The organism is Roseateles sp. AC306, assembly GCF_979253795.1.
Genome location: NZ_CEEDEB010000008.1, coordinates 84,943 through 108,641, shown reverse-complemented (window position 1 = coordinate 108,641; position 23,699 = coordinate 84,943). Strand labels below are relative to the sequence as shown.

Genomic DNA, 23,699 nt, shown 5'->3' with positions numbered 1-23,699 from the left:
CAAGCGAATGAAGCCGCTGACAGACGTGCCGGGGAGTCAAACCTCACCCAGGCACGGTCGGCCAACGGGTGAGCGCAGTTGCAGGGTGAAGTCTCCGAGCCTGGCCTCAATGGGTGCTGAGGTTGCAACGCTCCTCGGAGAGCCGTGCATTCTAGGCCCGGTGCAAGGGGCTTGGCGCTGCGGCGATGATGAGCCGAAGGAGTTCCGCGATGACAAATCCCGTTTCCGCACAAAACCTGCCGCGCCGCCGCCTCGGTGCCGCCGGCCCCGAGGTCTCGGCCCTGGGCCTGGGCTGCATGGGCATGTCCGAGTTCTACGGCCCCGCCGACGACGCGCGCTCGCTGGCCGTGCTGCACCACGCGCTCGACATCGGCATCGACTTCCTCGACACCGCCGACATGTACGGCAGCGGCAGCAACGAGCGCCTGCTGTCCCACCTGCTCGCCCTGCGCCGTGACGAGGTGGTGCTGGCCACCAAGTTCGGCCACGTCCGCGCGCCGGACGGCGCCGTCGTGCGCATCGACGGCAGCCCGACCTACGTGCGCCAGGCCTGTGAAGCGAGCCTGCAACGCCTGGGTGTCGACCACATCGACCTCTACTACCAGCACCGGGTCGACAAGACCGTGGCCATCGAGGAGACGGTCGGCGCGATGGCCGAGCTGGTCCAGGCCGGCAAGGTGAAGCACCTGGGCTTGTCCGAGGCCTCAGCCGCCACCATTCGCCGTGCCCACGCCGTGCACCCGATTGCCGCCGTGCAGACCGAGTACTCGCTGTGGAGCCGCGACGTCGAGGCCGAGGTGCTGCCCGCCTGCCGCGAACTCGGCATTGCGCTGGTGCCCTACAGCCCGCTGGGCCGGGGATTCCTGACCGGCGCCATCCGCTCGGCCAGCCAGCTCAGCCCCGACGACCGCCGCCGCGTGCACCCGCGATTCCAGGGCGACAACCTCGATCACAACCTCGCGCTGGCAGACGCGCTGGCGGCGCTGGCCGAAGAGTGGAGCTACACGTCTGCCCAGCTCGCGCTGGCCTGGCTGCTGGGCCAAGGCGACGACATCGTGCCCATCCCCGGCACGCGCAACGTCGCGCGGCTGGACGAGAACGCGCTGGCTTCGCATATCCGCTTCGACACCGGCCGCCGTGAGCGCATCAACGCTCTGCTCGCCGACCATGCGGTGGCCGGCACGCGCTACCCCGCGGCGCAGATGGGGAGCGTCAACGTCTAGGTTGGCGGCCCCGCAACGGCAAAAAAAAAACCGGCTCAGGAGAGCCGGTCATTTGCGAGGGGCCGCTGGATTCAGTAGCGACCGCCGCCGAAGCCGCCCGTGCCGTAGCCGACGTCCGTGCGCTTGGTTGCGGTGTAGCCATTGGCGCTGTAGCCGCTCGAATCTTTGCTTGCTTCGCGGGGGCGGGCCAGGCTCACGACGATGGAACGCCCGTCGACCGTCATGCCGTGCAGGGCGGAGATGGCGGCCTGCGCGACTTCGGCAGAAACCATTTCCACAAACCCGAAGCCCTTGGACGTGCCGGTTTCGCGGTCCATCATGACCTTGGCGGAGGACACGCCACCGAACTCGGCGAAGTTGCTTTTCAGGCTGGAATCGGTCACGGAGTAGGGCAGGTTGCCCACGTAGATCTTGCTGCTCAAAGGAGCCTTTCTGAGTATTGCCGCACCGTCAGGATGCGGTTTTGCGAATCTGCGAATCGGATGTCCGCAGCGGGTGGGCCGGTGTGGGCAGGATCTGGCGTGACCCAGATCGTCAGCACGCGTGGCGGCTCGGTCTGCACGCTTGCAACCAGCGCTGGGTGCCAACCCGAGGCGTTGGCCCGACAGGGCGGATTATATCTTTTGAATATATTTCGACGGCTCCATATGCCTTGCCGATGTAACTGACGTTGGGTCAGCTTGCATCGACCCCCAGGAAATCCGCCAACCTTGCGCACTCCGCATCGAGCGCTGTCTTGAACCCCGCCTCGCGCGGCGCGCGGCCGGCCACGTAGCCGCAGTCCACTTGCAGCCGCCCGCCCTTCACGCTGGCATTGGCCCAGCCGATCACGTCGTCCCGCCACAGCAGCGGCAGCGCGTAGTGGCCCCGCACCCGCTTGGCCGCCGGCGTGTAAGCCTCGAAGCGATAGGCCCAGCCCCACAGCAGCTCGAAGCGGCGGCGGTCCCAGACGACCGGGTCGAAGGGCGCCAGCAGCCGCACCTGCGACGGGATGCGCCAGCCGCGTGTCGGGTCTTCGTCGGCCGGCCAATACCAGTCGACGCCGTCCACCTGGGCGTGGCCCAGCCTGGCCTTCGCGCGGGCAAGGGTCGGCTTGCGCAGGCCTTCCCACTGGTGGGCGGCGTGGAAGAGCATGTTGATGAGCTGCGACAGGCTGCCGGCCGGCAGTGGCGCGTACTTCTGCACCAGCACGTCGGTCATCGCGTCCATGGCGGCCTGCGGGTCGGGGTGGCTCTGCCATTGCGGCGCCAGGCGGTAGACGCGCGTGCCGCTGTCGCGCCTCACCACGTCCAGCCGGCCGCGGTAGTGGAGGCCGTCGAGCAGCTCGGTGGAGAGCCGGCTGTTGCCGCCGAACCAGTTCTTCACCGGTCCGTGGCCCAGCGCTGCGTCGACGGCGGCGGGGTGGGCCTCGCCCAGACGCTCGACCTCGGCCAGCACCGCGTCGGCCAGCTTCAGGCGCGGCGCGTCCCAGACGCGGCGGGTGCTGCGTGGGTGCATCAGCGCGCGCAGCTCGGGCGTGACGAAACCGTAGTTGATGAAGAAGTCTTCCTGCAGCGGCAGGCGCGGGTAGCGGCGCTCGAGGTCGCCGGCCAGATAGCCCTTGACCCGGTGGCGCAGCGTCAGGTCCTGCGCTCGCGCCGGCGCGCGCAGCGGGTCGGCCTGCACGAAGCCGCCGAGCTTTTCGATGGCCTTCACCAGCGTCGTTGGTGTGAAAAGGCTGCGCGCGACGGCGTGGCGGCGCAGCGTGGCGAGATCAAGGCTGTGGGTCGGCATGGCGGCTTGTTCTGCGGGCCAGCATGTCGGCGCCGGCGTGCTTGAGCAGCGCCTCGGTGTCCTGGCCGTCGTCGGGGTAGAGGGCGATGCCGAAGCTGGCGTCGATCGGGGTATCGCCAAGGCTTTGCAACGGCGCCTGCATGGCTGCGGCCAGATGGGCGCGCGCCGCTTCGGCGTCGGCGCGGTTGTCGACCGATTCGAGCAGCAGCAGGAACTCGTGGCCGCCGTAGCGCGCAACGATGTCACCGATGCGCACGCCGGTGCGCAGGCGCTGGCTGACTTCCTTCAGCACCGCGTCGCCCACGGCGTGGCCGAGGCGTTCGTTGAGTTGCTGGAAGCGGTCGAAGTCGATCTGCATGACGGCGAAAGGCCAGCGGTCGCCACGGCGGCGTTGTTGCAGGATGCGGTCCTCGATGCGGCGCAGCATGGCGCTGCGGTTGGACAGGCCGGTGAGCTGGTCGGTCAGCAGGCGCTGCTGCATGTCCCCCAGGTTGCGCGCCAGATCGCCCAGTTCGTCGTTGCGGCGCGTCTCGGGTGGTGCATCCAGCACCCCGTCACCGACGCGCCGGGCGGCCTCGGAGAGCCGGCGCAGTTCGCGTCTGACGATGCCGAACGTGGTCCAGCCCAGCGCCAGCGCGGCCAGCGTCGCCACGCAGGCCAGCACGGCGGACTGCACGGCGCCGCGCTGCAGTCCGGCCAGGAAATCGTCTCGCGGCACGGCCACGACGATGAGCCAGTCCAGCCCCAATGCAGGGTCCAGGCGGGCATGGCCGACCTGCACGCTGCGGCCATCGGCGCCGTCGAAGCTGAAGGTGCCGGGCACACCGCCGGCGTCGCGCTGGCGCACCGCCGCAAAGCTGGCGGCAACCAGGGCGTCAGGGCTTTGCCGCGCGTCCAGGCGCTCGTGCTCGTCCACCGCCGGTGTCTTCATGTGCGCGCCGCGCGACACACCGATGAGGCGCCCGTCGGCTTCCACGACCATGGCCACCGCGTTCTCGCCCAGGGCCAGTCGGCCAAGCAATGCATTGACCTGCTTGAGCGGCAGGTCCGTGGCCGCCACGCCTTCGGGTTCGCCGACGTCGTTGACGATGCGCTTGGTGCGCGTGACGATGAGGTCCTGGGTCTTGAAGTCGACGTAGACCGGCGTCCAGCCCAGCGCCGACGGCTGGGCCAGGGCCGCCTGGTACCAGGGCCGCTCGCGCGGGTCGAAGACGCGGTCTTCGGTGACCGGTGAACGCAGCGGGCCGGTGATGCCGCTGAGCCGGTAAAGGGTGCGCGGCCCGGCTTCGCCGGTGCGCAGCCGCATCTCGGCCTCCAGCTCGGAGAAGCGCCACAGGCCGATGAAATGACCTCGGCGGTCGCCGTAGTAGACGTAGTTGTTGGGGTTGCGGTGCACCGAGGTGGCCAGCCAGAAGCGCTCGCGCAGCGCGTTCAACTCCTGGGCAAGGCTTTCGGGCACGGGCAGGCCGGTCGGGAAGGCGGCTTCCAGCACCGCATCGGCGCCGCCGGCGTGGCGCTCCACCTGTACGGCGATGCGGCTGACGGTCTCGACCAGCAGCTGGCCGGAGAGGCTGTCCACCGTATCCCGTGCGGCGCGCCAGGACAGACCGCCCATCAGAATCGCCAGCGCCAGCACCAGTGCCGCGTGGGGCAGGGTCAGCAGGCGACGCAGGCTCAGACGGTCGGACAACGTCCTCTTGGGCAAGGGGGCTCCGCAGCGTAGGTTGAGGCGGCCGGCAGGTTAGCAGGCCCGCCCGGGCCCGAAACGGCGCGGCACTAGAATTCAAGGTTGCTTTGCGTGGCCACAGCCGCCTCAACCCCTAGGAAATCACCGTGTTCATCTCCAACGCCTACGCCCAGGCCGCTCCGGCCGCCGCCAGTTCCGATTCGGGCCTGCTCGGCATGCTGCCCCTGGTGCTGATGTTCGTCGTGCTCTATTTCGTGATGATCCGACCGCAGATGAAGCGCCAGAAAGAGGCGAAGGCCATGATCGAGGCGCTGGCCAAGGGCGACGAGGTCGTCACGGCCGGTGGTGTCATCGGCAAGATCAGCAAGCTGGGCGACAACTTCGTCCACATCGAAGTGGCCAACGGCGTGGAACTGCAAATCCAGCGTGGCGCCATCACCCAGGTTCTCCCCAAGGGCTCCGTCAAGGCAGCTTGAACTAAGCCGGCGCGGCGCCATCTTCGGCGGCGCTGACCACGCCGTTCAGGCGCGTACAAGGAAGTCTCATGAACCGCTATCCGCTCTGGAAGTACGCGATCCTGCTCGTCGCGCTGCTGATCGGCACCCTCTACACGCTGCCCAACCTGTTCGGTGAAGCGCCGGCCGTGCAGGTGTCTTCGGGCAAGGTCACCGTCAAGGTCGACACCGCGCTGCAGGCCCGCGTCGAGGACGCGCTGAAGGCTGCCGGCGTCCAGCCGGATTTCGTGCAGTTCGATGGCAATTCCATCAAGGCCCGTTTCGGCGACACCGACACCCAGCTCAAGGCCAAGGACGCGATCAGCAAGGCGCTGAACCCCGATCCGGCCGAGCCGGTCTACATCGTTGCGCTGAACCTGCTGTCGCGCTCGCCGCACTGGCTGACGGCGCTGCACGCCAACCCGATGTACCTGGGCCTGGACCTGCGCGGTGGCGTGCACTTCCTGATGCAGGTCGACATGAAGGCGGCCCTCACCAAGAAGGCCGAGGCGCTGACCGGTGACGTGCGCACCATGCTGCGCGAGAAGAACATCCGCCACGCCGGCATCAGCCGCGACGGCAACACGGTACTGATCGCCTTCCGCGATGCCGAGCAGCGCACGGCTGCCGAGAATCTTCTGAAGAACCAGATTCCCGAAGTCATCTGGGCGGCCCGCGGCGAAGCCAGTGAGCTGCAACTGACCGGCAGCCTGTCGCCCCAGTCGCAAGTGGCGGTGCAGGACGCAGCGCTCAAGCAGAACATCACGACGCTGCACAACCGCGTCAACGAGCTGGGCGTGGCCGAGCCCGTCATCCAGCAGCAGGGCCTGGACCGCGTGGTCGTGCAATTGCCCGGCGTGCAGGACACCGCCAAGGCCAAGGACATCATCGGTCGCACCGCCACGCTGGAGCTGCGCATGGTGGACGACGGCGCCGAGTCGCTGGAGGCGCTGAAGGGCAACGGCCCCGTGCCCTTCGGCACCGAGCGCTTCATCGACCGCGGCTTCGGCCCCATCATCGTCAAGCGCCAGGTCATCCTGACCGGCGACAGCCTGATCGACGCGCAGCCGGGATTCGACGAGAACCATAACCCCGCCGTCATCCTGACCGTGGACGCCAAGGGCGCGCGGATCATGAAGGAGGTCTCGCGCGAGAACGTCGGCAAGCGCATGGCCATCCTGCTGTTCGAGAAAGGCAAGGGCGAGGTCGTCACGGCGCCCAAGATCAACAGCGAGCTGAACAACCGCTTCAACATCTCCGGCGCCATGAACACGCAGGAGGCCGCCGACACGGCGTTGCTGCTGCGCGCCGGCTCGCTGGCCGCGCCGATGGAGATCATTGAAGAGCGCACCATCGGCCCGAGCCTGGGCAAGGAAAACATCGAGAAGGGCATCGCCAGCGTCACCTGGGGCTTTGCCGCCGTGGCCGCCTTCATGTGCGTCTACTACCTGCTGTTCGGCGTGTTCTCGTCGCTGGCGCTGGGCTTCAACCTGCTGCTGCTGATTGCGGCGCTGTCGATGATGCAGGCCACGCTGAGCCTGCCGAGCATCGCGGCCATTGCGCTGGTGCTGGGCATGGCCATCGACTCCAACGTGCTGATCAATGAGCGCGTGCGCGAGGAATTGCGTGGCGGCGCCACGCCGCAGCAAGCCATCCACCTTGGCTACGAGCGGGCGTGGGCCACCATCCTGGACTCCAACGTGACGACGCTGATCGCCGGCGTCTCGCTGCTGGTGTTCGGCTCCGGCCCCATCAAGGGCTTCGCCGTTGTGCATTGCCTGGGCATCCTGACCTCGATGTTCTCGTCCGTCGTGTTCTCACGCGGCCTCGTGAACCTCTGGTACGGCCGCCAGAAGAAGCTCAAGGGCGTCTCCATCGGGCAGATCTGGAAGCCTGACGCCGACAAGCCCGCTGCGGGCACGACCGACGCGACCGACGTGGCCGCCAAGGCTTAAGGATTCAAGATGGAACTCTTTCGCATCAAGCGCGACCTGCCGTTGATGAAGCATGCGTTGATCTTCAACGCCATTTCCTTCCTCACCTTCGCGGCCGCGGTGTTCTTCCTGGTCACGCGTGGCCTGCACTTCTCCATCGAATTCACCGGTGGCACCGTGATGGAGGTCGCCTACCCGCAGGCGGCCGAGATCGAGAAGACCCGCCTCGTCATCGAGAAGATGGGTTATGGCGAAGTGCAGGTGCAGAACTTCGGCTCCTCGCGCGACGTGATGATCCGCCTGCCCGTGCGCGCGGGCGAGAAGCAGACCGAGGTCGTCGACAAGGTCTTCGGCGAACTGTGCAAGGCGGAGGCCGGCACGGTCACCCACCACAACCAGGTCACGCCGCAGGGTGAACAGGTCGACAAGCAGATTTGCGCCAAGGCCGATGGTGCCGAACCCATCAAGCTGTCGCGCTCCGAGGTCGTCGGCCCGGCCGTTGGTGCCGAGTTGGCCCATGACGCCGCGTTGGCGCTGGCCGCGACGGTCATCGGCATCATGATCTACCTGGCCATCCGCTTCGAATGGAAGTTCGCCGTCGCCGGCATCATCGCCAACCTGCACGACGTGGTCATCATCCTGGGCTTCTTCGCCTTCTTCCAGTGGGAGTTCTCGCTGGCGGTGCTGGCGGCCATCCTGGCGGTGCTGGGTTACTCGGTCAACGAGTCCGTCGTCATCTTCGACCGGGTGCGCGAGGCCTTCCGCAAGTTCCGCAAGATGAACACGCATGAGGTCATCGACCACGCGATCACCTCGACGATGAGCCGCACCATCATCACCCACGGCTGCACGCAGCTGATGGTGGTGTCCATGCTGCTGTTCGGCGGCCCCACGCTGCATTACTTCGCGGTTGCACTGACCATCGGTATTCTGTTCGGCATCTACTCCTCGGTTTTCGTCGCCGCCGCAATCGCGATGTGGCTGGGCGTCAAGCGTGAAGACCTGGTGAAGGCGACCGTGAATCGAGACGACCCTGCCGACCCGAATTCCGGGGCCGTCGTGTAGAGTGATCCGCAACTGCCACTCCCGCCGCGCCGCCCCAACGCCCCCATGACCGCCGCCCGCAACCAGGCCCTGGCCACGCAGGCACGGCGCGTCTACCTTGAGGCGCTGGTGCGAGGCATGACCCCCCTGGTGGCTGCGATCGGCCAGGGTGCGGCGCAGCAGCTTTCGCAGGGCGCGCCGCACACGGTGATGATGGCGCGGCGCGATGCGGTGCAGGCCTGGCAGAAGCTTGGCCCCAACTGGCAGATGGCCGTCGTCGGCGCGCTGCGCCACGCGGCCGTTCACGGCGTCTCCGACAACGCCCGCGAGCATGAAGCCGTGGTGCAGCCGCAGTCGCAGAAGATGAGCCTGGTCGACGACTCGACCATCGAGCGCGAGATCACCAGCTCGCGCCTGGCCCTGGTCATGATGGACCGCGCGACCTGGGAGTTCACGGACCTGCGCACGCGCATGCAGTCCCTTGAGTCGCATGACGACCTGGAGCCGCTGGACCTGCTGCGTGCCCATGTCATCGCCCGCATCGCGCTGGACGCCTGGACCCGCGTCGGGCTGGACGTCAACGTCTGGCAACTGCTGCACCACGAGCTGCACGAGGAATTCGCCCAGCTCATCAGCGAGGCCTATCACGAGACCAACCGCTGGCTGATTGCGCAGAAGGTGCTGCCCGAGGTCGATCTGCGTCCCTTCATCCGCCGCACGGCCCAGGCTGCGGCCGCCGCGACCGCAGCCGCCGGTGGCACGCCCCCTCCAGCAGTCGCCCCGACGCCGGTCGCACCCGCCTCCGGCCTCGCGCCGCTGACGGTGCCGTCGGGCAGCGGCGAATTGCCGCGCAGCCGCGCCAGCTCACAGGCCGACGAAGTGATGGCCCAGCTGCAGCGCGTGCTGGCCCGCCATGTGCCGGGCTTCCCGGTTGGCAAGAGCCAGGTCAGCCAGGTCCCGGCCCGGCCTGGCGGCGGCAAGCCCAGCTTGGCCGGTCTGGGCAGCGGTGCACCAGTGGCCTCCTCGCCGGCTCCCGACACGGGTGCCGTCAGGCCTTCGCTGGCCGACGCAGCACCGGCCGCCAACTCGGGCAGCCTCGCCTCGCCCCGCCTCATGGGCGCCATCAAGCATGCGCAGGAGTCCCTGCAGCGCCGCCCCGCCGTGTCGGGGGCCAGCGAGAGCAGCGGCCAGAGCGCACCGCGCGCGCTGGAGGAGATCGGCGCCCGCAACCAGGCCTTCAAGCAGGTCCTGAAGCAGGCGGCCAACACGCCGGCCGAGCGCGCCACCATCGAGATCGTCGCGATGATGTTCCAGAGCATCCTGACCGAGGAGCGCATCCCGGCCACGGTGCGGGTCTGGTTCGCCCGCCTGCAGATGCCTGTGCTGCGCGTGGCGGTCAGCGAGCCGGACTTCTTCGCCGCTGCCGACCATCCGGCGCGCCGGCTCATCGACCGCATGGGCGCTTGCGTGATGGGCTTCAACGCGGCGCAGTCCACCGGCCCCGGGTCTGAGCGTGCCAGCAGCGATGCGCTGGAGCGCGAGATCAAGCGCGTCGTGCAGGTCGTCGAGGCCTACCCGGACACCGGCCGACGCGTCTTCGCCACCGTGCTGACCGAGTTCGAGAAGTTCCTCGACCACTATTTCGAGAACGAGAACCAGGCCTCCAAGCGTGGCGTGTCACTGGCCCAGCAGGTCGAGCAGCGCGAGACGCTGGCCATCCAGTACACCATCGAGCTGCGCAAGATGCTGTCCGAAGTGCCGGTGCAGGACGGCGTGCGCGACTTCCTCTTTCACGTCTGGGCGGACGTGCTGGCCGTCACGGCGGTGCGCGTTGGCGCCCAGTCCGATGTCACCAAGTCCATGAAGCGTGCTGCCGCCGACCTGATCTGGTCGGCCAGCGCCAAGTCGTCCCGCGAGGACCGCGCCGACGTCATCCGCCGCCTGCCGCCGCTGCTCAAGACCTTGCGCGACGGCATGAGCCACGCCGGCCTGGCCCTGGACAAGCAGGACGACCACGTGCGCCAGCTCAACAACGCGCTGGCCGCCGCCTTCACGGCCAAGACGGCCGCCATTCCGCGCGAGCGCCTGGACGAACTGATGGACCAGCTCGAAACGCTGGAGGCCATGCTGCCCGAGGACATCGAGGGCGGCGACAGCCATGTCGACGAGATGCTGGTGCGGGACCTGTCCGGCCACGAGTCCGATGGCATGGAAGTGGTGGCAGAAGGCGGCTCCGCGCCCACGCCGGCCATGGTCGCCTGGGCCCGCGAGCTGCAGGTGGGCGGCTGGTTCATGCTGGACTACCGCGGCCGCAACGAACAGGTGCAGCTGGCCTGGCGCGGCCTGCGCAAGCAGCTGGCGCTGTTCGTCACGCCCAAGGGGCGTGGCGTGCTGTTCTCGCTGAACCGCATGGCCGCCTTCCTGCAGGCCGGCCTGTTGCTGCCCGCCCAGGACGAGGCGCTGACCGTGCAGGCCACGCGCAAGGCGTTGGCCAAGCTCGACGCCGATCCCGACCAGTTGCTCAAATGATTGCGGGTCCGGAATTGAAAACGGCGCCTCAGGCGCCGTTTTTGTTTCCGCAGGTCGAACGGATCAGTGGATCAGCCGGTCTTCCGGTGCGACGAACAGTTCGTCCAGGATGAGCGCATCCGGCTCCTCGCCCAGGCTCCAGAACACCATCAGCACGATGATCTTCAGGTCTTCCAGATCCATCGGCGTACCCGGGATGGCCATCGCCCGGTCGACCACCATTTCGCGCATCGGGCCTGGCAGCACGCCAGCAGACTCGAGGAAGCTGACGAAGCCGACCGAGGCTTCACCGAGGTGCTCGACCTCGGCAGGCGAGTAGACGCGCATCGCGCTCTCGCTCTGTTCGCCCTGGTAGGACTCGCCGGCCGCAGCCAGCCCGTCCAGCCAGGAGAGAGCCTCCTGGATTTCGTCGTTCTCGAAGCCCACCGCCGTCAGCTTGCGCGTCAGCTGCGCATGGTCGGGGCAGGCGTCCGGGCGCCAATAGGTCTCGTAGAGATAAACCAGGACATCGAACATCGTGAGGGGATGATAGCCCAGCGTTTCGGCGGGCCCGGCTGCGAATAACCCCCGGGATCGGGCTCTGATAGGCGCAGTCGGGCGCGCCAGGAGCGTGGGCGGCAGAGAACCACGCCCTCTGCCGCCCACGCTCCTAACCTTGCCGTCTGCGCTGGAACAGCTGGCCTGCCAGACGCGCCACGTGGCCGTCCAGTTCCAGCTCCAGCAGCGCCCCGCTCAGCTCGGCCGCCGGCCAGCCGCTGCGGGCCATCAGCGCGTCAAGGCTGACGGGGTCGAAGCCCATCGCATCCAGCAGCGCCTGGCGTTCGTGGGGCGTCTCGACCGTCTCAGGCGCCGCCGCAACCAGGGTGCCCAGCGGTGGCAACTCCTCCAGCACGTCCTCGGCCGACTCGACGAGCTTGGCGCCCTGGCGGATCAGCGCATGGCAGCCGCGCGCCTGCGGCGAGTGGATGGAGCCCGGAATGGCGAACACCTCGCGGCCGGCCTCGGCGGCCAAACGGGCCGTGATGAGCGAGCCGGACTGCACCGCCGCCTCGACGACGAGACAGCCCCGGCTCAAGCCCGCGATGATGCGGTTGCGCTTCGGGAAGTTGGCCTGCATGACCGGCATGCCCAGCGAGTACTCGCTGACAATGAGGCCACCGGCGGCCAGCAGGCGGGCAGCCAGGCCGGCGTTGCGGCGCGGGTAGACCTGGTCCAGCCCGGTGCCGACCACGGCGATGGTGGCGCCGCCGGCATCCAGCGCGCCTTCGTGGGCGGCGGCGTCCACGCCCAGTGCCAGGCCGGAGACGATGGTGTAGCCGGCACTCGCCAGCGCGCGGGCAAAGGCACGGGCGTTGTCGCCGCCCTGGGCGGTCGGGTTGCGGCTGCCGACGATGGCCAGCGATGGCGTCGCCAGCAGTGCACGTCGGCCTTGCAGCCACAGCAGCAGCGGCGGGTCGGCGGTGGCGAGCAACTGGGCCGGGTAGTCGGCATCGCCCAGCACGAGGAGGTCATGACCGGGTTCGGCCAGCCAGGCCCGCGCGTTGGCGATCAGTTCGTCTAGATGCTCGGGCGGCTTGTTGAAGGCTTCGCGCTGCTTGCCAGCCAAGGCCTGGTCCAGCGCCACGGCGGGTAGCTCGAATACGGCCTGAGGACTGCCGGCCATCGCCAGCAGCCGCCGCGCGGCAGCCGGGCCGACGCTTTCGGTCAGCCGCAGCCAGGCGGCCAGCTCGGCTGAAGTCAGCATCAAGGCTGGGTGAAGTGATCGCCCGTCTTGACCGGTTCCTTCACGGAGATGATCAGCGCATAGGACACGCGTTTATAGACCTCGAAGACGAACAGCACGCCATGGCGCTCGTCGGGCAGCTTGATGGCCTGGGGGCGGTCCTGCGTCCTGTCGACGACGGCTTCGCCGGCGCGCCACAGCGCAAAGACATGGCCGCGTTCGACGCCATCGCGCTTGCCGCGGTTCAGGGCCACGATCTGGTTCTGGCCGGCGTTCAGTGCGTCGCCATAGAGGGATGCGATCTGACCCCTGAGCGCGCGGTCCGGCGCATGCGGCACATAGCGGTCAAGGTTGCGCTGCGGGGCAGGGGCCAGGCGGTCGCCGATGCCGACTTCCTGCTTGACTTCCCGGATCTGCAGCGTCGCCGGCACGATCTCGGTCTTGCCATCGGCAGTGGGGCGATCCTCGCCTGGGCGGATCAAATCGGCCGTACCGATATAAGGCGCTTCGTAACCAAGGATTTCCTTGGTCGCCGGGTCGACCAGCGGACGAGAGTTGCGGAAGACGCGGAAGTCGGTCGCACCGGCAAAGTCGCCGCGGGCGTAGGCAAGGTCGCCCTTGCCGAGCAGCACATGCCCTTCCTGGGCGGCCACGACACGCGGCGCGGTGGCAAGCACGTCGGTGTCGAAGACGACGGTATCGGTCAGGAAGGCCTGGATGAGGTGCAGCGGGATGGTCGGTATGGCGTTGCCGTCCAGTGCCGAGATGCGCATCTGCGGCCGCAGCTTGAGCGTGTCTCCAGCCTCGCCGCCCACGCGCTGACCGAATTGCAGACGCGCGCGGCCGTCCACCTTGACGAGATGCAGGATCTGGCCCGGGTAGATCAGATGCGGGTTGCGGATCTGGTCACGGTTCATGCCCCAGAGTTCCGGCCAGCGCCAGGGGCTCTTCAGAAAGAGCTTGGAGATGTCCCACAGCGTGTCGCCGGGCACCACGGTGTGGCTGTCAGGCGCGTTGGGCGCCAGTTCGGACAGGGGCACCCCCGCGCTGGCGACCTGCTCGGCCACCCGCCGCTGTTCTGGGGTGACGGGCAGCGTGCTGGCTTGGGCCCATGCCGCGGTCGTCGCAAGGGTCAGGCAGGCCGCAAGGACGGAAATTTGGACGGGGCGGGCAGCGGGCATCAGGCACGGTCTCCGAAGGGATTGCCGGATCGGCGAAAATCTGCGCGATTCTGCCCGCATTCCCCGGGGGCAACCAACAACCGCTAGCGCTCGTTTGCGAGTGCTTACAAGGCGCCATGGCACAACTCGACATCCTCCGCTACCCCGACCCGCGCTTGCACACCGTCGCCAAACCCGTCGCGGCCGTGGACGAACGCATCCGCCGGCTCGTCGACGACATGCTGGAAACCATGTACGCCGCCGATGGCGTCGGCCTGGCCGCGACGCAGGTGGACGTGCACGAACGCGTCATCGTCATCGACACCTCGCAGGACCGCGATGCGCCGCGCGTGCTGATCAATCCGGAGCTGGTGCGCACCAGCGAGCGCATGGTCGAGGGCGAGGAAGGCTGCCTGTCGGTGCCACAGATCTACGACAAGGTGCCGCGCCACGCCGAGGTGACCGTGCGTGCCACCGGCCGTGATGGCGAGGTCTACGAGTTCGACGCCGAGGGCCTGCTGGCCGTCTGCGTGCAGCATGAGCTGGACCACCTGCAGGGCAAGGTCTTCGTCGAATATCTCAGCCCGCTCAAGCGCGACCGCATCAAGACCAAGATGATCAAGAAGACGCGCGAGGACGAGGCCGAGGCCAAGAAACGCAACCAGCGGTTCTGATGCGCGTCGCTGCATGAGAGTCGTCTTCGCTGGAACGCCGGAGTTCGCGGCCGTCGCGCTGGATGCGCTGCTGGCTGCCGGCTTTACCGTGCCGCTGGTGCTGACCCAGCCCGACCGCCCGGCCGGGCGCGGCATGAAGCTGCAGGCCTCCGCCGTGAAGCAGCGCGCAGTCGCCGCCGGCATCCCGGTCGCCCAGCCGCAGGGCTTGAGGCTGGACGGCAAGTACGCCATCGATGCCGCAGCGGCCCGCGAGGCGCTGCTGGCGGCGGACGCTGACGTGATGGTCGTCGCCGCCTATGGCCTCATCCTGCCGCAATGGGTGCTGGACCTGCCGCGCAAGGGCTGCCTGAACATCCACGCCTCGCTGCTGCCCCGCTGGCGCGGTGCGGCGCCCATCCATCGCGCCATCGAGGCCGGTGACACCGAGACCGGCATCACCATCATGCAGATGGACGCCGGCCTGGACACCGGCGACATGCTGCTGATCGGCCGCGAGGCTGTTCGGCCCGGCGACACGACTGCCACGCTGCACGACCGGCTGGCCGAACTGGGCGGGCGCCTGATCGTCGAGGCGTTGCAGGCCACAAGCTTCACGCGCACGCCGCAGCCGACTGAGGGCATCACCTACGCGCACAAGATCGAGAAAGCCGAGAGCGTCATCGATTGGCGCCAGCCGGCCGCCGACATCGAGCGCCGCCTGCGCGCCTTCGACCCCTTTCCCGGCGGCGTCGCAACGATGGCCGGCGAGGCGGTCAAGGTCTGGCGGGCCGAGGTTGCCGATGGCAGCGGCATGCCGGGTGAGGTCATCGGCGCCGGCCCGGTTATCGCTTGCGGGGAGGGGGCATTGAAGCTGACCGAACTGCAGCGTTCGGGCGGCAAGCGCGGACCAGCGGCGGCCTTCCTGCAGGCGCGGCCCATCGGCGTCGGCGAGCGTTTCGACGCTTGAAAGTCGGCCGGCGTGGCACCATCTGCCACGTCGTTCCCACCACTTGCGAAAGCGACCTGAGATGTTCAACCTCGTGAAGACCGCCGTGCTGATGGCCGCCATCACGGCGCTGTTCATGGCCGTCGGCGCCATGATCGGCGGCCAGACCGGCATGCTGGTCGCGTTGGCGGTCGCGGTCGGCCTGAACTTCTACAGCTACTGGTTCTCCGACAAGCTGGTGTTGAAGATGTACAACGCCCGCGAAGTCGACGCGAGCTCGGCGCCACAGTTCTACGCCATGGTGCGGGACCTCGCACAGCGCGCCAACCTGCCGATGCCCAGGGTCTACCTGATCGACGAGGCCGCGCCCAACGCCTTCGCGACCGGCCGCAATCCGGAGAACGCCGCTGTCGCCGCGACGACCGGCATCCTGCGCGTGCTGTCCGAGCGCGAGCTGCGCGGGGTGATGGCGCATGAGCTGGCGCATGTGGCCCATCGCGACATCCTCATCAGCACGATCAGCGCGACGATGGCGGGTGCGATCTCTATGCTGGCGAACTTCGCCGGCTTCTTCGGCGGCCGCGATGAGAACGGTCGGCAAACCAACATCATCGCCAGCCTCGCCATCGCCTTCCTGGCGCCGATGGCCGCCGGCCTGATCCAGATGGCCATCAGCCGCGCCCGCGAGTTCGAGGCTGACCGGGGCGGCGCCGAGATCTCCGGCGACCCGCAGGCGCTCGCCTCGGCGCTCGACAAGATCCACAGATACGCCCAGGGCACGCCGCTGCCCACCACGGAGGCTCACCCGGAGACGGCGCAGATGATGATCATGAACCCGCTGTCCGGTGGCGGACTGCGTGGCCTGTTCTCGACGCACCCGTCCACCGAGGAGCGCGTCGCGCGCCTGCTCGCGATGGTCAAGCGCTGATTCAAGTTGCCGCCGCCGCCGCCGATATCTGAGCCAATGAAGCGCATTCTTCTTGCCCTGCCCCTGCTCGCAGCCCTGTCGGCCTGTGAGCAGCTTGGCATTGACGACCCGGTCAAGACGGCCGCCAACAAGGAGGCCGAGGGCAAGGCCATCGGCAGCGCCTGCCGGCATGCTGTGCGGGCCATCGAAGACTGCTATGTGCTCAACCCAAAAGCGCAGAAGGCGGCCATCTACACCGGCTGGCGCGAGATGGACGAGTACATGCGCGAAAACAAGCTGGAGGGCGTCGCGCCCGTCGTCCCGCGCCCCGGTGCGGTGAAGCCGGCGGCGGTCGAGGAAGAAGTCGAGAAGCCGGCCGCGAAGTCCGCTGAGAAGCCTGCCGAGAAAGCCGCCGACAAGGCCGCCGACAAGGCGAAGGCGCACTGACCAGCGCATCCAGGCGCATTTCGCGCCTTCGATCCTGCGGGCTGTCGCGCGGCCGTCGGCGGGTGCCAGGCAGCTCGGCAACATGCCGTCCATCGCAACCTTGATGGAGCCCGCCATGAACACCACACGTCGTCTTTTCGCCCTCGGTCTCATCGCCGCCAGCCTGTGCGGCACGGCCCAGGCCTGGAGCTGGAACAAGGGCGAACGCATCTCGGGCAACGGCGACATCGCCACCGAGGCCCGCGACACCGGCGCCTTTGACAGCGTGTCGCTGAGCGGCGGATTCAACGTCGTCATCCGCCAGGGCTCAGGCAATAAGGTCGAGGTCAAGGCTGACCGCAACCTGCTGCCCTACATCGAGACCCGAGTCGTCGATGGAAGCCGCGGCCGCACGCTGCAGATCGGGCCGAAAAAGAACACCAATCTCGCCACGTCGACCAACCCGAGCTTCGTCATCGAGATGCCGGCGCTGCGCGGCGTGTCGGTGGCGGGCTCGGGCAAGGTCAATGTCGAGGCCATGAAGACGGCCGGCGTCGATGCCGACATCGCCGGCTCGGGCGACATCCGCTTCGCCAACCTCGATGCCGAGCGGCTGGCGATGAAGGTCGCGGGCAGCGGCGACATCGTCGCGGCCGGCCGCGCGGGCAATGCCAGCGTCTCCATCGCCGGCAGCGGCGACGTGAAGGCCGCCGAACTGGCCGCCGATGAAGTCAAGGTCAGCATCGCCGGCAGTGGCGACGCGCAGGTCAACGCGAGCAAGAAGCTGCATGTCTCCATCGCCGGCTCGGGCGACGTGAGGTACGCCGGTTCGCCGGAGATCACCACCTCCATCGCCGGCAGCGGGAAAGTCCGTCGCATCGAGAAGTGATTCGCATGCCGTCGAGAATGACGGCATGAGTTTGAGTTCAAGGCTGCGCGCGCTCGCGGCCGACCCTGATTTCCGAGCGGGCGCGCGTGACATGGCCTCCCCCTCGCTGGGCCTGGCCGCCTGGGGCCTGGTGACCGGCGTCACGATGGTGAAGAGCGGCCTCAGCATCCCGATCGCCATGGGCATGTCGCTGCTGGTGTTCGCCGGCAGCGCGCAGCTGACGGCCCTGCCGCTGATCGCCTCCGGCGCGCCGCTCTGGGTGCTGCTGGCCACGGCCTTCTGCGTGAACCTGCGCTTTGTCATCTTCAGCGCGCAGTGGCGCAGCTACTTCGGCCACCTGCCGCGCCTGCGCCGGCTGATGACGACCTACTTCGCGGCGGACCTGAACTTCGTCTACTTCGTGAAGCGCTTCCCCGACGCCGTGCCCGCGCCCGGCCAGCAGCGCTACTTCTGGGGCGGCGTGGCCGTCAACTGGCCGACCTGGCAGCTCTGCTCCTTCACCGGCATCCTGCTGGCCGACCGCATCCCGCCACACTGGGGCATCGGCTTTGCGGGCGTGCTCGCGCTGCTGGGCCTGTCCTACTCGCTGCTGACCGAGAAGGTGCTGTGGTGGGTGGCGATCACGGCGGGCGCCGTGTCGATTGCGACCTACTCGCTGCCGCTGAAGCTCAATATCCTGTGCGCCATCGCTGCGGCCGGCGCGGTGGGCTGGTGGCTGGACAGCCGGAAGGCGCGGCCATGAGTGATTGGCTCATCTGGATCGCGCTGTTCGGCCTGGGCGCCATCACCGTGGTGACGCGCGGCTTCTTCATGATCAGCGACAGGCCCTGGCCCATGCCCGACTGGCTGCGCGAGCTGTTGAAGGTCGCGCCGCTGGCTGCGCTGGTCGCCGTCGTGGCGCCCGAGATCTTCATGACGCAGGGCCAGGTCATCACCACCTGGCAGGACGCACGCTGGCCGGCCGCCGTGGCCGCGACGCTGTACTACTTCTGGCGCAAGGACATCCTCGGCACCATTCTGGTCGGCATGGCGGTCATGCTGCCTTTGAAGCTCGGCCTCGGCTGGTAACCGCGCCGGAACCCGGCGCGGTGAGAATCGCGGCAGTTTTTCTACTCACTGCCCGATCACCATGAACGTCATCCGCTTCTCCGACCTGATCGCCGCCGGCAAGGTTTCCGGCCAACGTGTGTTCATCCGCGCCGACCTCAACGTGCCGCAGGACGACGACGGCAAGATCACCGAGGACACGCGCATCCGCGCCTCGATCCCGGCCATCGAGGCTGCGCTGAAGGCGGGTGCCGCCGTCATGGTCACGTCGCACCTGGGCCGCCCCACCGAGGGCGAGTTCAAGCCCGAGGACTCGCTGGCGCCGGTGGCCGCGCGGATGGGCGAACTGATGGGCCGGGAGATCCCGGTGGTGGCCAACTGGGTCGAGGGCGTGCAGGTGGCGCCGGGCCAACTCGTCATGCTGGAGAACTGCCGCCTGAACAAGGGCGAGAAGAAGAACAACGAGGAGCTGGCCCGCAGACTAGCAGCGCTCTGCGACATCTTCGTCAACGACGCCTTCGGCACCGCCCACCGCGCCGAGGGCACGACCTACGGCATCGCGCAGTTCGCGCCCATCGCCTGCGCCGGCCCGCTGCTGGCGGCGGAGATCGACGCCATCACCAAGGCGCTGGCCGCGCCGAAGCGCCCGCTGGTGGCCATCGTCGCCGGCTCCAAGGTGTCGACCAAGCTGACCATCCTGAAGTCGCTGTCCGCCAATGTGGATGGCCTCATCGTCGGCGGCGGCATCGCCAACACCTTCATGCTGGCGGCGGGCCTGAAGATCGGCAAGTCGCTGGCCGAGCCCGACCTCGTCGACCAGGCCAAGGCCGTCATCGAGTCGATGAAGGCGCGCGGCGCGGCCGTGCCGATTCCGGTGGACGTGGTCTGCGCCAAGAGCTTCTCGGCCGATGCCGAGGCCACGGTGAAGGCGGCTGACGAAGTGGCGGACGACGACCTCATCCTCGACATCGGCCCCAAGACCTCAGCCATCCTGGCGGAGCAGTTGAAGGCGGCCGGCACCATCGTCTGGAACGGCCCGGTCGGCGTGTTCGAGTTCGATGCGTTCTCGCGCGGCACCGAGGCGATTGCCCGCGCGATTGCCGACAGTTCCGCGTTCAGCATCGCCGGTGGTGGCGACACGCTGGCGGCCATCGCCAAGTACGGCATCGAGAAGGATGTCGGCTATATCTCCACCGGCGGCGGCGCCTTCCTGGAGGTGCTGGAAGGCAAGACGTTGCCGGCCTTCGAGATCCTCGGCAAGCGCGCAGCTGGCTGATCGAACCGTTGTTGAAGCCGGCCGCCTGACGCGGCCGGCGGTCCTTCGCCTTCGGGCATGCAGTGCTGGACTCTTGATCCCTCCGACAGGAACCGCATGATGAAGAAAGCTTTTTTTTGCCTGTGCGTGATAGCGCTGTCCGCGGCACACGCGAAGGACCAATTGACGCTGAACGACAAGGGCTACCTTGCAATGCAGGGGCTGAACGTCACGGCGTTCGCCGACATCTATCCGGACGGCCACCAGACCGGCGTCACCGTCATCCAGCACGGCAGCCGGGTCGCGGCCAATGGCGACCTGCGCCTTGAGATCTCGCCGGGCCAGTGGTCGCCCGTGCCGGTGGGCGGCAAGCAGGAGGTCGACAAAAAGGCCAACCGCGTGACGCAGACGCTGTCCTACCCGGACCCGACCAAGGACCGCAAGGGCTTCAATCCCATTGCGTACCCGGACCTGAAGTTCACCTACAAGGTCAGCGTCACGCCGCTGAAGGGTAGCCAGTTCAAGGTCACGGTGGACCTGGACAAGCCGCTGCCGGCGGAGTGGATCGGCAAGGTCGGCTTCAATTTCGAGCTGTTCCCGGGCGAGCTGTTCGGCAAGGCCTTCCTGATGGACAGCCAGGCGGGCATCTTCCCGCGCCACCCGGCAGGGCCGATGGTCAAGAAGGCGGGTGAGTTCCTCCCTGCGCCGTTGGCAATGGGCCAGCGCCTGACCGTCGCGCCCGACAGCGACAGGCAGCGCCTGACCATCGAGAACCGCGGCGCCGGCCCGCTGGAGCTGTGGGACGGCCGCGGCAACCACAACAACGGCTGGTACATCGTGCGCAGCGCCATACCCGCAGGCGCCACGACGAACGCCATCGAATGGGTGATCACGCCCAACGTCATTCCCGGCTGGCAGTACGAGCCGGTGATGCAGGTCTCGCAGGTCGGCTATGCGCCGGGCCAGGCCAAGAAGCTCGTCATCGAGCAGGATGCGCTCGACACACGTGCCGACGAAGTGGCGCTGTACCGCCTGACCGACAGCGGCCGCAAGCTCGTGCGCAAAGGCACACCGGCGGCCTGGGGCCAGTTCTTGCGCTACCACTACCTCACGTTCGATTTCTCGGCGGTGAGCGAGCCCGGCATGTACGTCGCGAGCTACCGCGGCAAGTCCAGCCACGCCTTCAAGATCGGCGCGGACGTGTTCGACCGCGGTGTGTGGCAGCCGACGCTGGAGTACTTCCTGCCGGTGCAGATGTGCCATATGCGCGTCAACGAGAAGTACCGCGTCTGGCACGGCCTGGACCACATGGACGACGCGCGCATGGCGCCGGTCAACCTGAACCACTACGACGGCTATGTCTCGGGCCCGTCCACGCTGACGACATTCCAGCCGGGCGACCGTGTGCCCGGCCTCAACGTCGGCAACTGGCATGACGCGGGCGACTACGACATGCGCATCGAGTCGACGATGAAGACGGTGTGGCTGCTGTCGGCCATGGTGGAAGAGTTCGGCCTGGACTACGACGCCACGACCATCGACCAGGCCAGGCGCGTCGTGGAGATCCACCAACCCGACGGCCGCAACGACGCGCTCCAGCAGATCGAGCACGGCTTGCTGAGCGTGCTCAACGGCTACAAGGCGCTGGGCCGCACCTTCCGCGGCATCATCGACGTCAACCTGCGGCAGTACGTGATGCTGGGCGATGCCGCCTCGCAGACCGACGGCCTGCCCTACAACCCCGCGCTGAAGCCGGGTGAGGTGAAGAACGACCACTCGGGCGATGCCGACGACCGATGGGTGTTCACCGAAGACAACCCGGACCGGGAGATCGACACCGCTGCCGGCCTCGCGGCGGCGTCACGCGTGCTACGCACCTACAACCCCGAGATGTCGCGCGATGCGCTGGCGGCGGCCATCGACCTGTACACGAAGGCCGCGCCGCGGGCCAAGCGCGTGCAGAGCAAGGCCTGGGCGCTGGCAGAGCTGATCCTGTCGACGCAGGACAAGCGCTACGTGACCGAGCTGACGGCGCTGCGCGACGACATCGTCAGCCACATCGGCGAGGCTGGCTGGCCCATCGGCCGCGTGATGAAACACGTGGAAGACAAGGCCTTCGTCGACGCCATCGGCACGGCGGTGCGCACGCATCAGGAGAAGGTGAGGGCGCGCGCCAAGGCCGAGTCGCCCTACGGCGTGCCGTACAAGCCGGACATCTGGGGCGCCGGCTGGACGATCCAGGAGTTCGGCGTGCAGCAGTACTTCTTCCACAAGGGCTGGCCGAAGCTGACCACACCCGACGCGATCCACGATGCGCTGAACTTCGTGCTCGGTGTGCACCCGGGTGCCAACACCTCGTCGTTTGTGTCCGGCGTCGGCGCGCACTCGGCCACGGTGGCTTACGGCGTCAACCGGGCGGACTGGTCGCACATCCCCGGCGGCGTGATCTCGGGCACGGCGCTGATCCGCCCCGACCTGCCGGAGCTGAAGGTCTGGCCGTTCTTCTGGCAGCAGACGGAGTACGTGATGGGCGGCGGCGAGACCAACTTCATGTTCCTGACGCTGGCGGTGCAGGCGGAGAACAAGCGGCACCCGTCGTCGCGGTGACAGCCGACGGGGCCGTGTAACGGTCGTGCCCATGGCGACTTGTTCACGCCGGGAGCCCGCTGTCCCGCGTGCGCGTTCGACCCCGCCGGGACAATCCCGGCATGGTCCTTCGCTGGTTGCTCGCCCTGCTCGTCGTCACAACGCTGCTGGGCCTCTACGTCAACGAATACGGCATGACGCGCCGGCTGGCGCTGGATGGCAAGGCTGTTAACCAAAACCTGTTCGCAGTGGACGACAGCGGCAGCGGTGGCGCCAGCAAGGCCGAGCTGCTGAAGGACGGCAGCGGCGTGGCCACGTTGGCCTGCGATGTTCGCGCCGGCTATGAATGGCCGTTCTGCGAGGTCCAGATCGAACTCCTCGACGGCGATCTCGACCTGACCCGCTTCAGCCACATGCGGCTGTGGGTGCGCGCCGAGGGGCCGACGCTGGACGGCAGTCAGCCGCAGGTGCGCGTCTTCCTGCGCAACTTCAACCCGGGCTACGCGCGCACCGGCGGCCCCACGAACCTCAAGCCGCACGAAGTCGTCTTCGCCCCCGGTTCGCAGCCGACGCCGGTGGAGTTCCGGCTGGCGCAGTTCGTCGTCAGCTCCTGGTGGGCGCAGAGCCACCCGCTGCCGGTGCCGTTGATGGGGCCGCAGCTGGACCGCGTGCGCGCCTTCAGCGTCACCACCGGCGGCCAGGTGGCGCCGGGCCGGCACCTCATCCGGCTGGACCGCGTCGAACTGGTCGGCAACTGGGTGCCGCTGGAGACCTTCCGCCTCGGTCTGGTCGGGCTGTGGATGTTCAGCCTGCTCGGCTATCTCGTCTGGGAAAGCCGCGCGGTGCGGCGCCGGCTGCGGCGGTCGGTGAAGCGCTCGCTGGCGCTGGAAAAGCTGGCGCTGACCGACCCGCTGACGCAAGTAGCCAACCGCGAAGGCATGAACCGTGCCCTGGAGCTGCTGCTGCGCGCGCAAGGGGAGCTGAGCTTTCCGCTGTCGGTCGTCTTCCTCGACGTCGATCACTTCAAGCGCATCAACGACGACTTCGGCCACGAGATCGGCGACCAGGTGTTGACCCATCTCGCCCAGACCCTGCGTGCCAATCTGCCGCGGGACGACCTGCTGGCGCGCTGGGGCGGCGAGGAGTTCGTCATCGTCATGCCGCAGACGCCGGCCGAGGAGGCCGTGGCGGTGGCCGAGCGGCTGCGCCAGGTGATGGCGCGCACCCGGTGGCCGATGGGGTTGGCCGTGACCGCGAGCTTCGGCGTGGCCGAGGCCGCGCGCGAGAGCGGCCTTGAAGCGGCCATGCGCGAGGCCGACCAAGCCATGTACCGCGCCAAGCACGCCGGCCGTGACCGGGTGATATCGGCTTCGGCATAGATCGCCAGCAAACCGGCATCGCGTCCGCGTGAAACGCGGCGTAA

General features: G+C 68.1%; 21 protein-coding genes and 1 riboswitch. Of the genes, 15 read left to right on the top strand and 6 right to left on the bottom strand.

The genetic code is table 11. The annotated features are described in order from the left end of the window. Nucleotides 1-63: 63 nt before the first annotated feature. A riboswitch (S-adenosyl-L-homocysteine riboswitch) is annotated at nucleotides 64-142 on the bottom strand. A gap of 67 nt (nucleotides 143-209) precedes the next feature. After that, nucleotides 210-1,223 carry an aldo/keto reductase gene (locus AC0IZJ_RS16855; RefSeq protein ID WP_471851991.1) on the top strand — a complete coding sequence of 338 codons (1,014 nt, stop codon included), beginning with the start codon at nucleotides 210-212 and terminating at the stop codon, nucleotides 1,221-1,223. Nucleotides 1,224-1,294: 71 nt separating this feature from the next. On the opposite strand, the gene AC0IZJ_RS16850 is transcribed toward AC0IZJ_RS16855, so the two are convergent. The 3 genes from AC0IZJ_RS16850 to AC0IZJ_RS16840 all read right to left on the bottom strand — a co-directional run bounded on the left by AC0IZJ_RS16850 (nucleotide 1,295) and on the right by AC0IZJ_RS16840 (nucleotide 4,686). Continuing rightward, entirely contained in the window at nucleotides 1,295-1,645 is a 351-nt protein-coding gene (locus AC0IZJ_RS16850) for an RNA recognition motif domain-containing protein (RefSeq protein ID WP_471851988.1), read from the bottom strand. A gap of 253 nt (nucleotides 1,646-1,898) precedes the next feature. Then, nucleotides 1,899-2,996, bottom strand: a complete 1,098-nt coding sequence (locus AC0IZJ_RS16845; protein WP_471851985.1) for a DNA glycosylase AlkZ-like family protein — start codon at nucleotides 2,994-2,996, stop codon at nucleotides 1,899-1,901. Beyond that, nucleotides 2,977-4,686, bottom strand: coding sequence for a diguanylate cyclase domain-containing protein (locus AC0IZJ_RS16840; RefSeq protein ID WP_471851983.1), 1,710 nt, complete (start codon nucleotides 4,684-4,686; stop codon nucleotides 2,977-2,979). The genes AC0IZJ_RS16845 and AC0IZJ_RS16840 overlap by 20 nt, the downstream gene beginning before the upstream one ends. A gap of 143 nt (nucleotides 4,687-4,829) precedes the next feature. Between AC0IZJ_RS16840 and yajC the strand changes: the two genes are divergently transcribed. The 4 genes from yajC to AC0IZJ_RS16820 all read left to right on the top strand — a co-directional run bounded on the left by yajC (nucleotide 4,830) and on the right by AC0IZJ_RS16820 (nucleotide 10,684). Further along, a complete protein-coding gene (yajC, locus tag AC0IZJ_RS16835) occupies nucleotides 4,830-5,159 on the top strand; it encodes a preprotein translocase subunit YajC (protein ID WP_471851981.1) in 330 nt (109 codons plus the stop codon). A gap of 68 nt (nucleotides 5,160-5,227) precedes the next feature. Then, nucleotides 5,228-7,132, top strand: a complete 1,905-nt coding sequence (secD, locus tag AC0IZJ_RS16830) for a protein translocase subunit SecD (RefSeq protein ID WP_471851979.1) — start codon at nucleotides 5,228-5,230, stop codon at nucleotides 7,130-7,132. A gap of 9 nt (nucleotides 7,133-7,141) precedes the next feature. Then, on the top strand, nucleotides 7,142-8,176 hold the full coding sequence (secF, locus tag AC0IZJ_RS16825) for a protein translocase subunit SecF (RefSeq protein ID WP_471851977.1): 1,035 nt from the start codon (nucleotides 7,142-7,144) through the stop codon (nucleotides 8,174-8,176). Nucleotides 8,177-8,221: 45 nt separating this feature from the next. Further along, a complete protein-coding gene (locus tag AC0IZJ_RS16820; protein WP_471851975.1) occupies nucleotides 8,222-10,684 on the top strand; it encodes a DUF1631 family protein in 2,463 nt (820 codons plus the stop codon). A 63-nt stretch (nucleotides 10,685-10,747) separates the two neighbouring features. Here AC0IZJ_RS16820 and AC0IZJ_RS16815 read toward each other — a convergent pair whose 3' ends face one another. From AC0IZJ_RS16815 to AC0IZJ_RS16805, 3 genes are all read right to left on the bottom strand, one after another. Continuing rightward, nucleotides 10,748-11,200, bottom strand: a complete 453-nt coding sequence (locus AC0IZJ_RS16815) for a Smg family protein (protein ID WP_471851973.1) — start codon at nucleotides 11,198-11,200, stop codon at nucleotides 10,748-10,750. Between the two features lie 133 nt (nucleotides 11,201-11,333). After that, the gene (gene dprA, locus AC0IZJ_RS16810; protein WP_471852261.1) at nucleotides 11,334-12,425 is read right to left on the bottom strand and encodes a DNA-processing protein DprA; all 1,092 of its coding nucleotides are present in this window, start codon (nucleotides 12,423-12,425) and stop codon (nucleotides 11,334-11,336) included. Nucleotides 12,426-12,427: 2 nt separating this feature from the next. Further along, nucleotides 12,428-13,588 (bottom strand): LysM peptidoglycan-binding domain-containing protein, encoded by a 1,161-nt coding sequence (locus AC0IZJ_RS16805; protein WP_471851971.1) that lies wholly within the window; start codon nucleotides 13,586-13,588, stop codon nucleotides 12,428-12,430. A gap of 116 nt (nucleotides 13,589-13,704) precedes the next feature. Between AC0IZJ_RS16805 and def the strand changes: the two genes are divergently transcribed. The 10 genes from def to AC0IZJ_RS16755 all read left to right on the top strand — a co-directional run bounded on the left by def (nucleotide 13,705) and on the right by AC0IZJ_RS16755 (nucleotide 23,655). Beyond that, nucleotides 13,705-14,241, top strand: coding sequence for a peptide deformylase (gene def, locus AC0IZJ_RS16800; RefSeq protein ID WP_471851969.1), 537 nt, complete (start codon nucleotides 13,705-13,707; stop codon nucleotides 14,239-14,241). Between the two features lie 13 nt (nucleotides 14,242-14,254). Further along, complete coding sequence (gene fmt, locus AC0IZJ_RS16795) at nucleotides 14,255-15,187, top strand: methionyl-tRNA formyltransferase (RefSeq protein ID WP_471851966.1); 933 nt, start codon at nucleotides 14,255-14,257, stop codon at nucleotides 15,185-15,187. A 61-nt stretch (nucleotides 15,188-15,248) separates the two neighbouring features. Continuing rightward, nucleotides 15,249-16,094, top strand: coding sequence for a zinc metalloprotease HtpX (gene htpX, locus AC0IZJ_RS16790; RefSeq protein ID WP_471851964.1), 846 nt, complete (start codon nucleotides 15,249-15,251; stop codon nucleotides 16,092-16,094). Between the two features lie 36 nt (nucleotides 16,095-16,130). After that, on the top strand, nucleotides 16,131-16,520 hold the full coding sequence (locus AC0IZJ_RS16785) for a hypothetical protein (protein ID WP_471851961.1): 390 nt from the start codon (nucleotides 16,131-16,133) through the stop codon (nucleotides 16,518-16,520). Nucleotides 16,521-16,635: 115 nt separating this feature from the next. Beyond that, entirely contained in the window at nucleotides 16,636-17,388 is a 753-nt protein-coding gene (locus AC0IZJ_RS16780; protein WP_471851959.1) for a head GIN domain-containing protein, read from the top strand. A 91-nt stretch (nucleotides 17,389-17,479) separates the two neighbouring features. Further along, nucleotides 17,480-18,130 (top strand): AzlC family ABC transporter permease, encoded by a 651-nt coding sequence (locus tag AC0IZJ_RS16775; RefSeq protein ID WP_471851956.1) that lies wholly within the window; start codon nucleotides 17,480-17,482, stop codon nucleotides 18,128-18,130. Continuing rightward, nucleotides 18,127-18,456 carry an AzlD domain-containing protein gene (locus AC0IZJ_RS16770; protein ID WP_471851953.1) on the top strand — a complete coding sequence of 110 codons (330 nt, stop codon included), beginning with the start codon at nucleotides 18,127-18,129 and terminating at the stop codon, nucleotides 18,454-18,456. The genes AC0IZJ_RS16775 and AC0IZJ_RS16770 overlap by 4 nt, the downstream gene beginning before the upstream one ends. Nucleotides 18,457-18,517: 61 nt before the next feature. Continuing rightward, nucleotides 18,518-19,711: a phosphoglycerate kinase gene (locus AC0IZJ_RS16765; RefSeq protein WP_471851950.1), complete on the top strand. Its 1,194-nt coding sequence runs from the start codon at nucleotides 18,518-18,520 to the stop codon at nucleotides 19,709-19,711. A 162-nt stretch (nucleotides 19,712-19,873) separates the two neighbouring features. Further along, nucleotides 19,874-22,297, top strand: coding sequence for a glycoside hydrolase family 9 protein (locus AC0IZJ_RS16760; protein WP_471851947.1), 2,424 nt, complete (start codon nucleotides 19,874-19,876; stop codon nucleotides 22,295-22,297). Nucleotides 22,298-22,398: 101 nt separating this feature from the next. Then, complete coding sequence (locus AC0IZJ_RS16755; protein WP_471851944.1) at nucleotides 22,399-23,655, top strand: GGDEF domain-containing protein; 1,257 nt, start codon at nucleotides 22,399-22,401, stop codon at nucleotides 23,653-23,655. Nucleotides 23,656-23,699 lie beyond the last annotated feature (44 nt).

Bases quoted from the DNA above. Each gene is read 5' to 3' on its own strand.
- AC0IZJ_RS16855 (WP_471851991.1), top strand. From the start codon at position 210: ATGACAAATCCCGTTTCCGCACAAAACCTGCCGCGCCGCCGCCTCGGT.
- AC0IZJ_RS16845 (WP_471851985.1), bottom strand. From the start codon at position 2,996: ATGCCGACCCACAGCCTTGATCTCGCCACGCTGCGCCGCCACGCCGTC.
- secD (WP_471851979.1), top strand. From the start codon at position 5,228: ATGAACCGCTATCCGCTCTGGAAGTACGCGATCCTGCTCGTCGCGCTG.
- secF (WP_471851977.1), top strand. From the start codon at position 7,142: ATGGAACTCTTTCGCATCAAGCGCGACCTGCCGTTGATGAAGCATGCG.
- AC0IZJ_RS16820 (WP_471851975.1), top strand. From the start codon at position 8,222: ATGACCGCCGCCCGCAACCAGGCCCTGGCCACGCAGGCACGGCGCGTC.
- AC0IZJ_RS16815 (WP_471851973.1), bottom strand. From the start codon at position 11,200: ATGTTCGATGTCCTGGTTTATCTCTACGAGACCTATTGGCGCCCGGAC.
- AC0IZJ_RS16805 (WP_471851971.1), bottom strand. From the start codon at position 13,588: ATGCCCGCTGCCCGCCCCGTCCAAATTTCCGTCCTTGCGGCCTGCCTG.
- def (WP_471851969.1), top strand. From the start codon at position 13,705: ATGGCACAACTCGACATCCTCCGCTACCCCGACCCGCGCTTGCACACC.
- fmt (WP_471851966.1), top strand. From the start codon at position 14,255: ATGAGAGTCGTCTTCGCTGGAACGCCGGAGTTCGCGGCCGTCGCGCTG.
- htpX (WP_471851964.1), top strand. From the start codon at position 15,249: ATGTTCAACCTCGTGAAGACCGCCGTGCTGATGGCCGCCATCACGGCG.
- AC0IZJ_RS16785 (WP_471851961.1), top strand. From the start codon at position 16,131: ATGAAGCGCATTCTTCTTGCCCTGCCCCTGCTCGCAGCCCTGTCGGCC.
- AC0IZJ_RS16780 (WP_471851959.1), top strand. From the start codon at position 16,636: ATGAACACCACACGTCGTCTTTTCGCCCTCGGTCTCATCGCCGCCAGC.
- AC0IZJ_RS16775 (WP_471851956.1), top strand. From the start codon at position 17,480: ATGGCCTCCCCCTCGCTGGGCCTGGCCGCCTGGGGCCTGGTGACCGGC.
- AC0IZJ_RS16770 (WP_471851953.1), top strand. From the start codon at position 18,127: ATGAGTGATTGGCTCATCTGGATCGCGCTGTTCGGCCTGGGCGCCATC.
- AC0IZJ_RS16765 (WP_471851950.1), top strand. From the start codon at position 18,518: ATGAACGTCATCCGCTTCTCCGACCTGATCGCCGCCGGCAAGGTTTCC.
- AC0IZJ_RS16755 (WP_471851944.1), top strand. From the start codon at position 22,399: ATGGTCCTTCGCTGGTTGCTCGCCCTGCTCGTCGTCACAACGCTGCTG.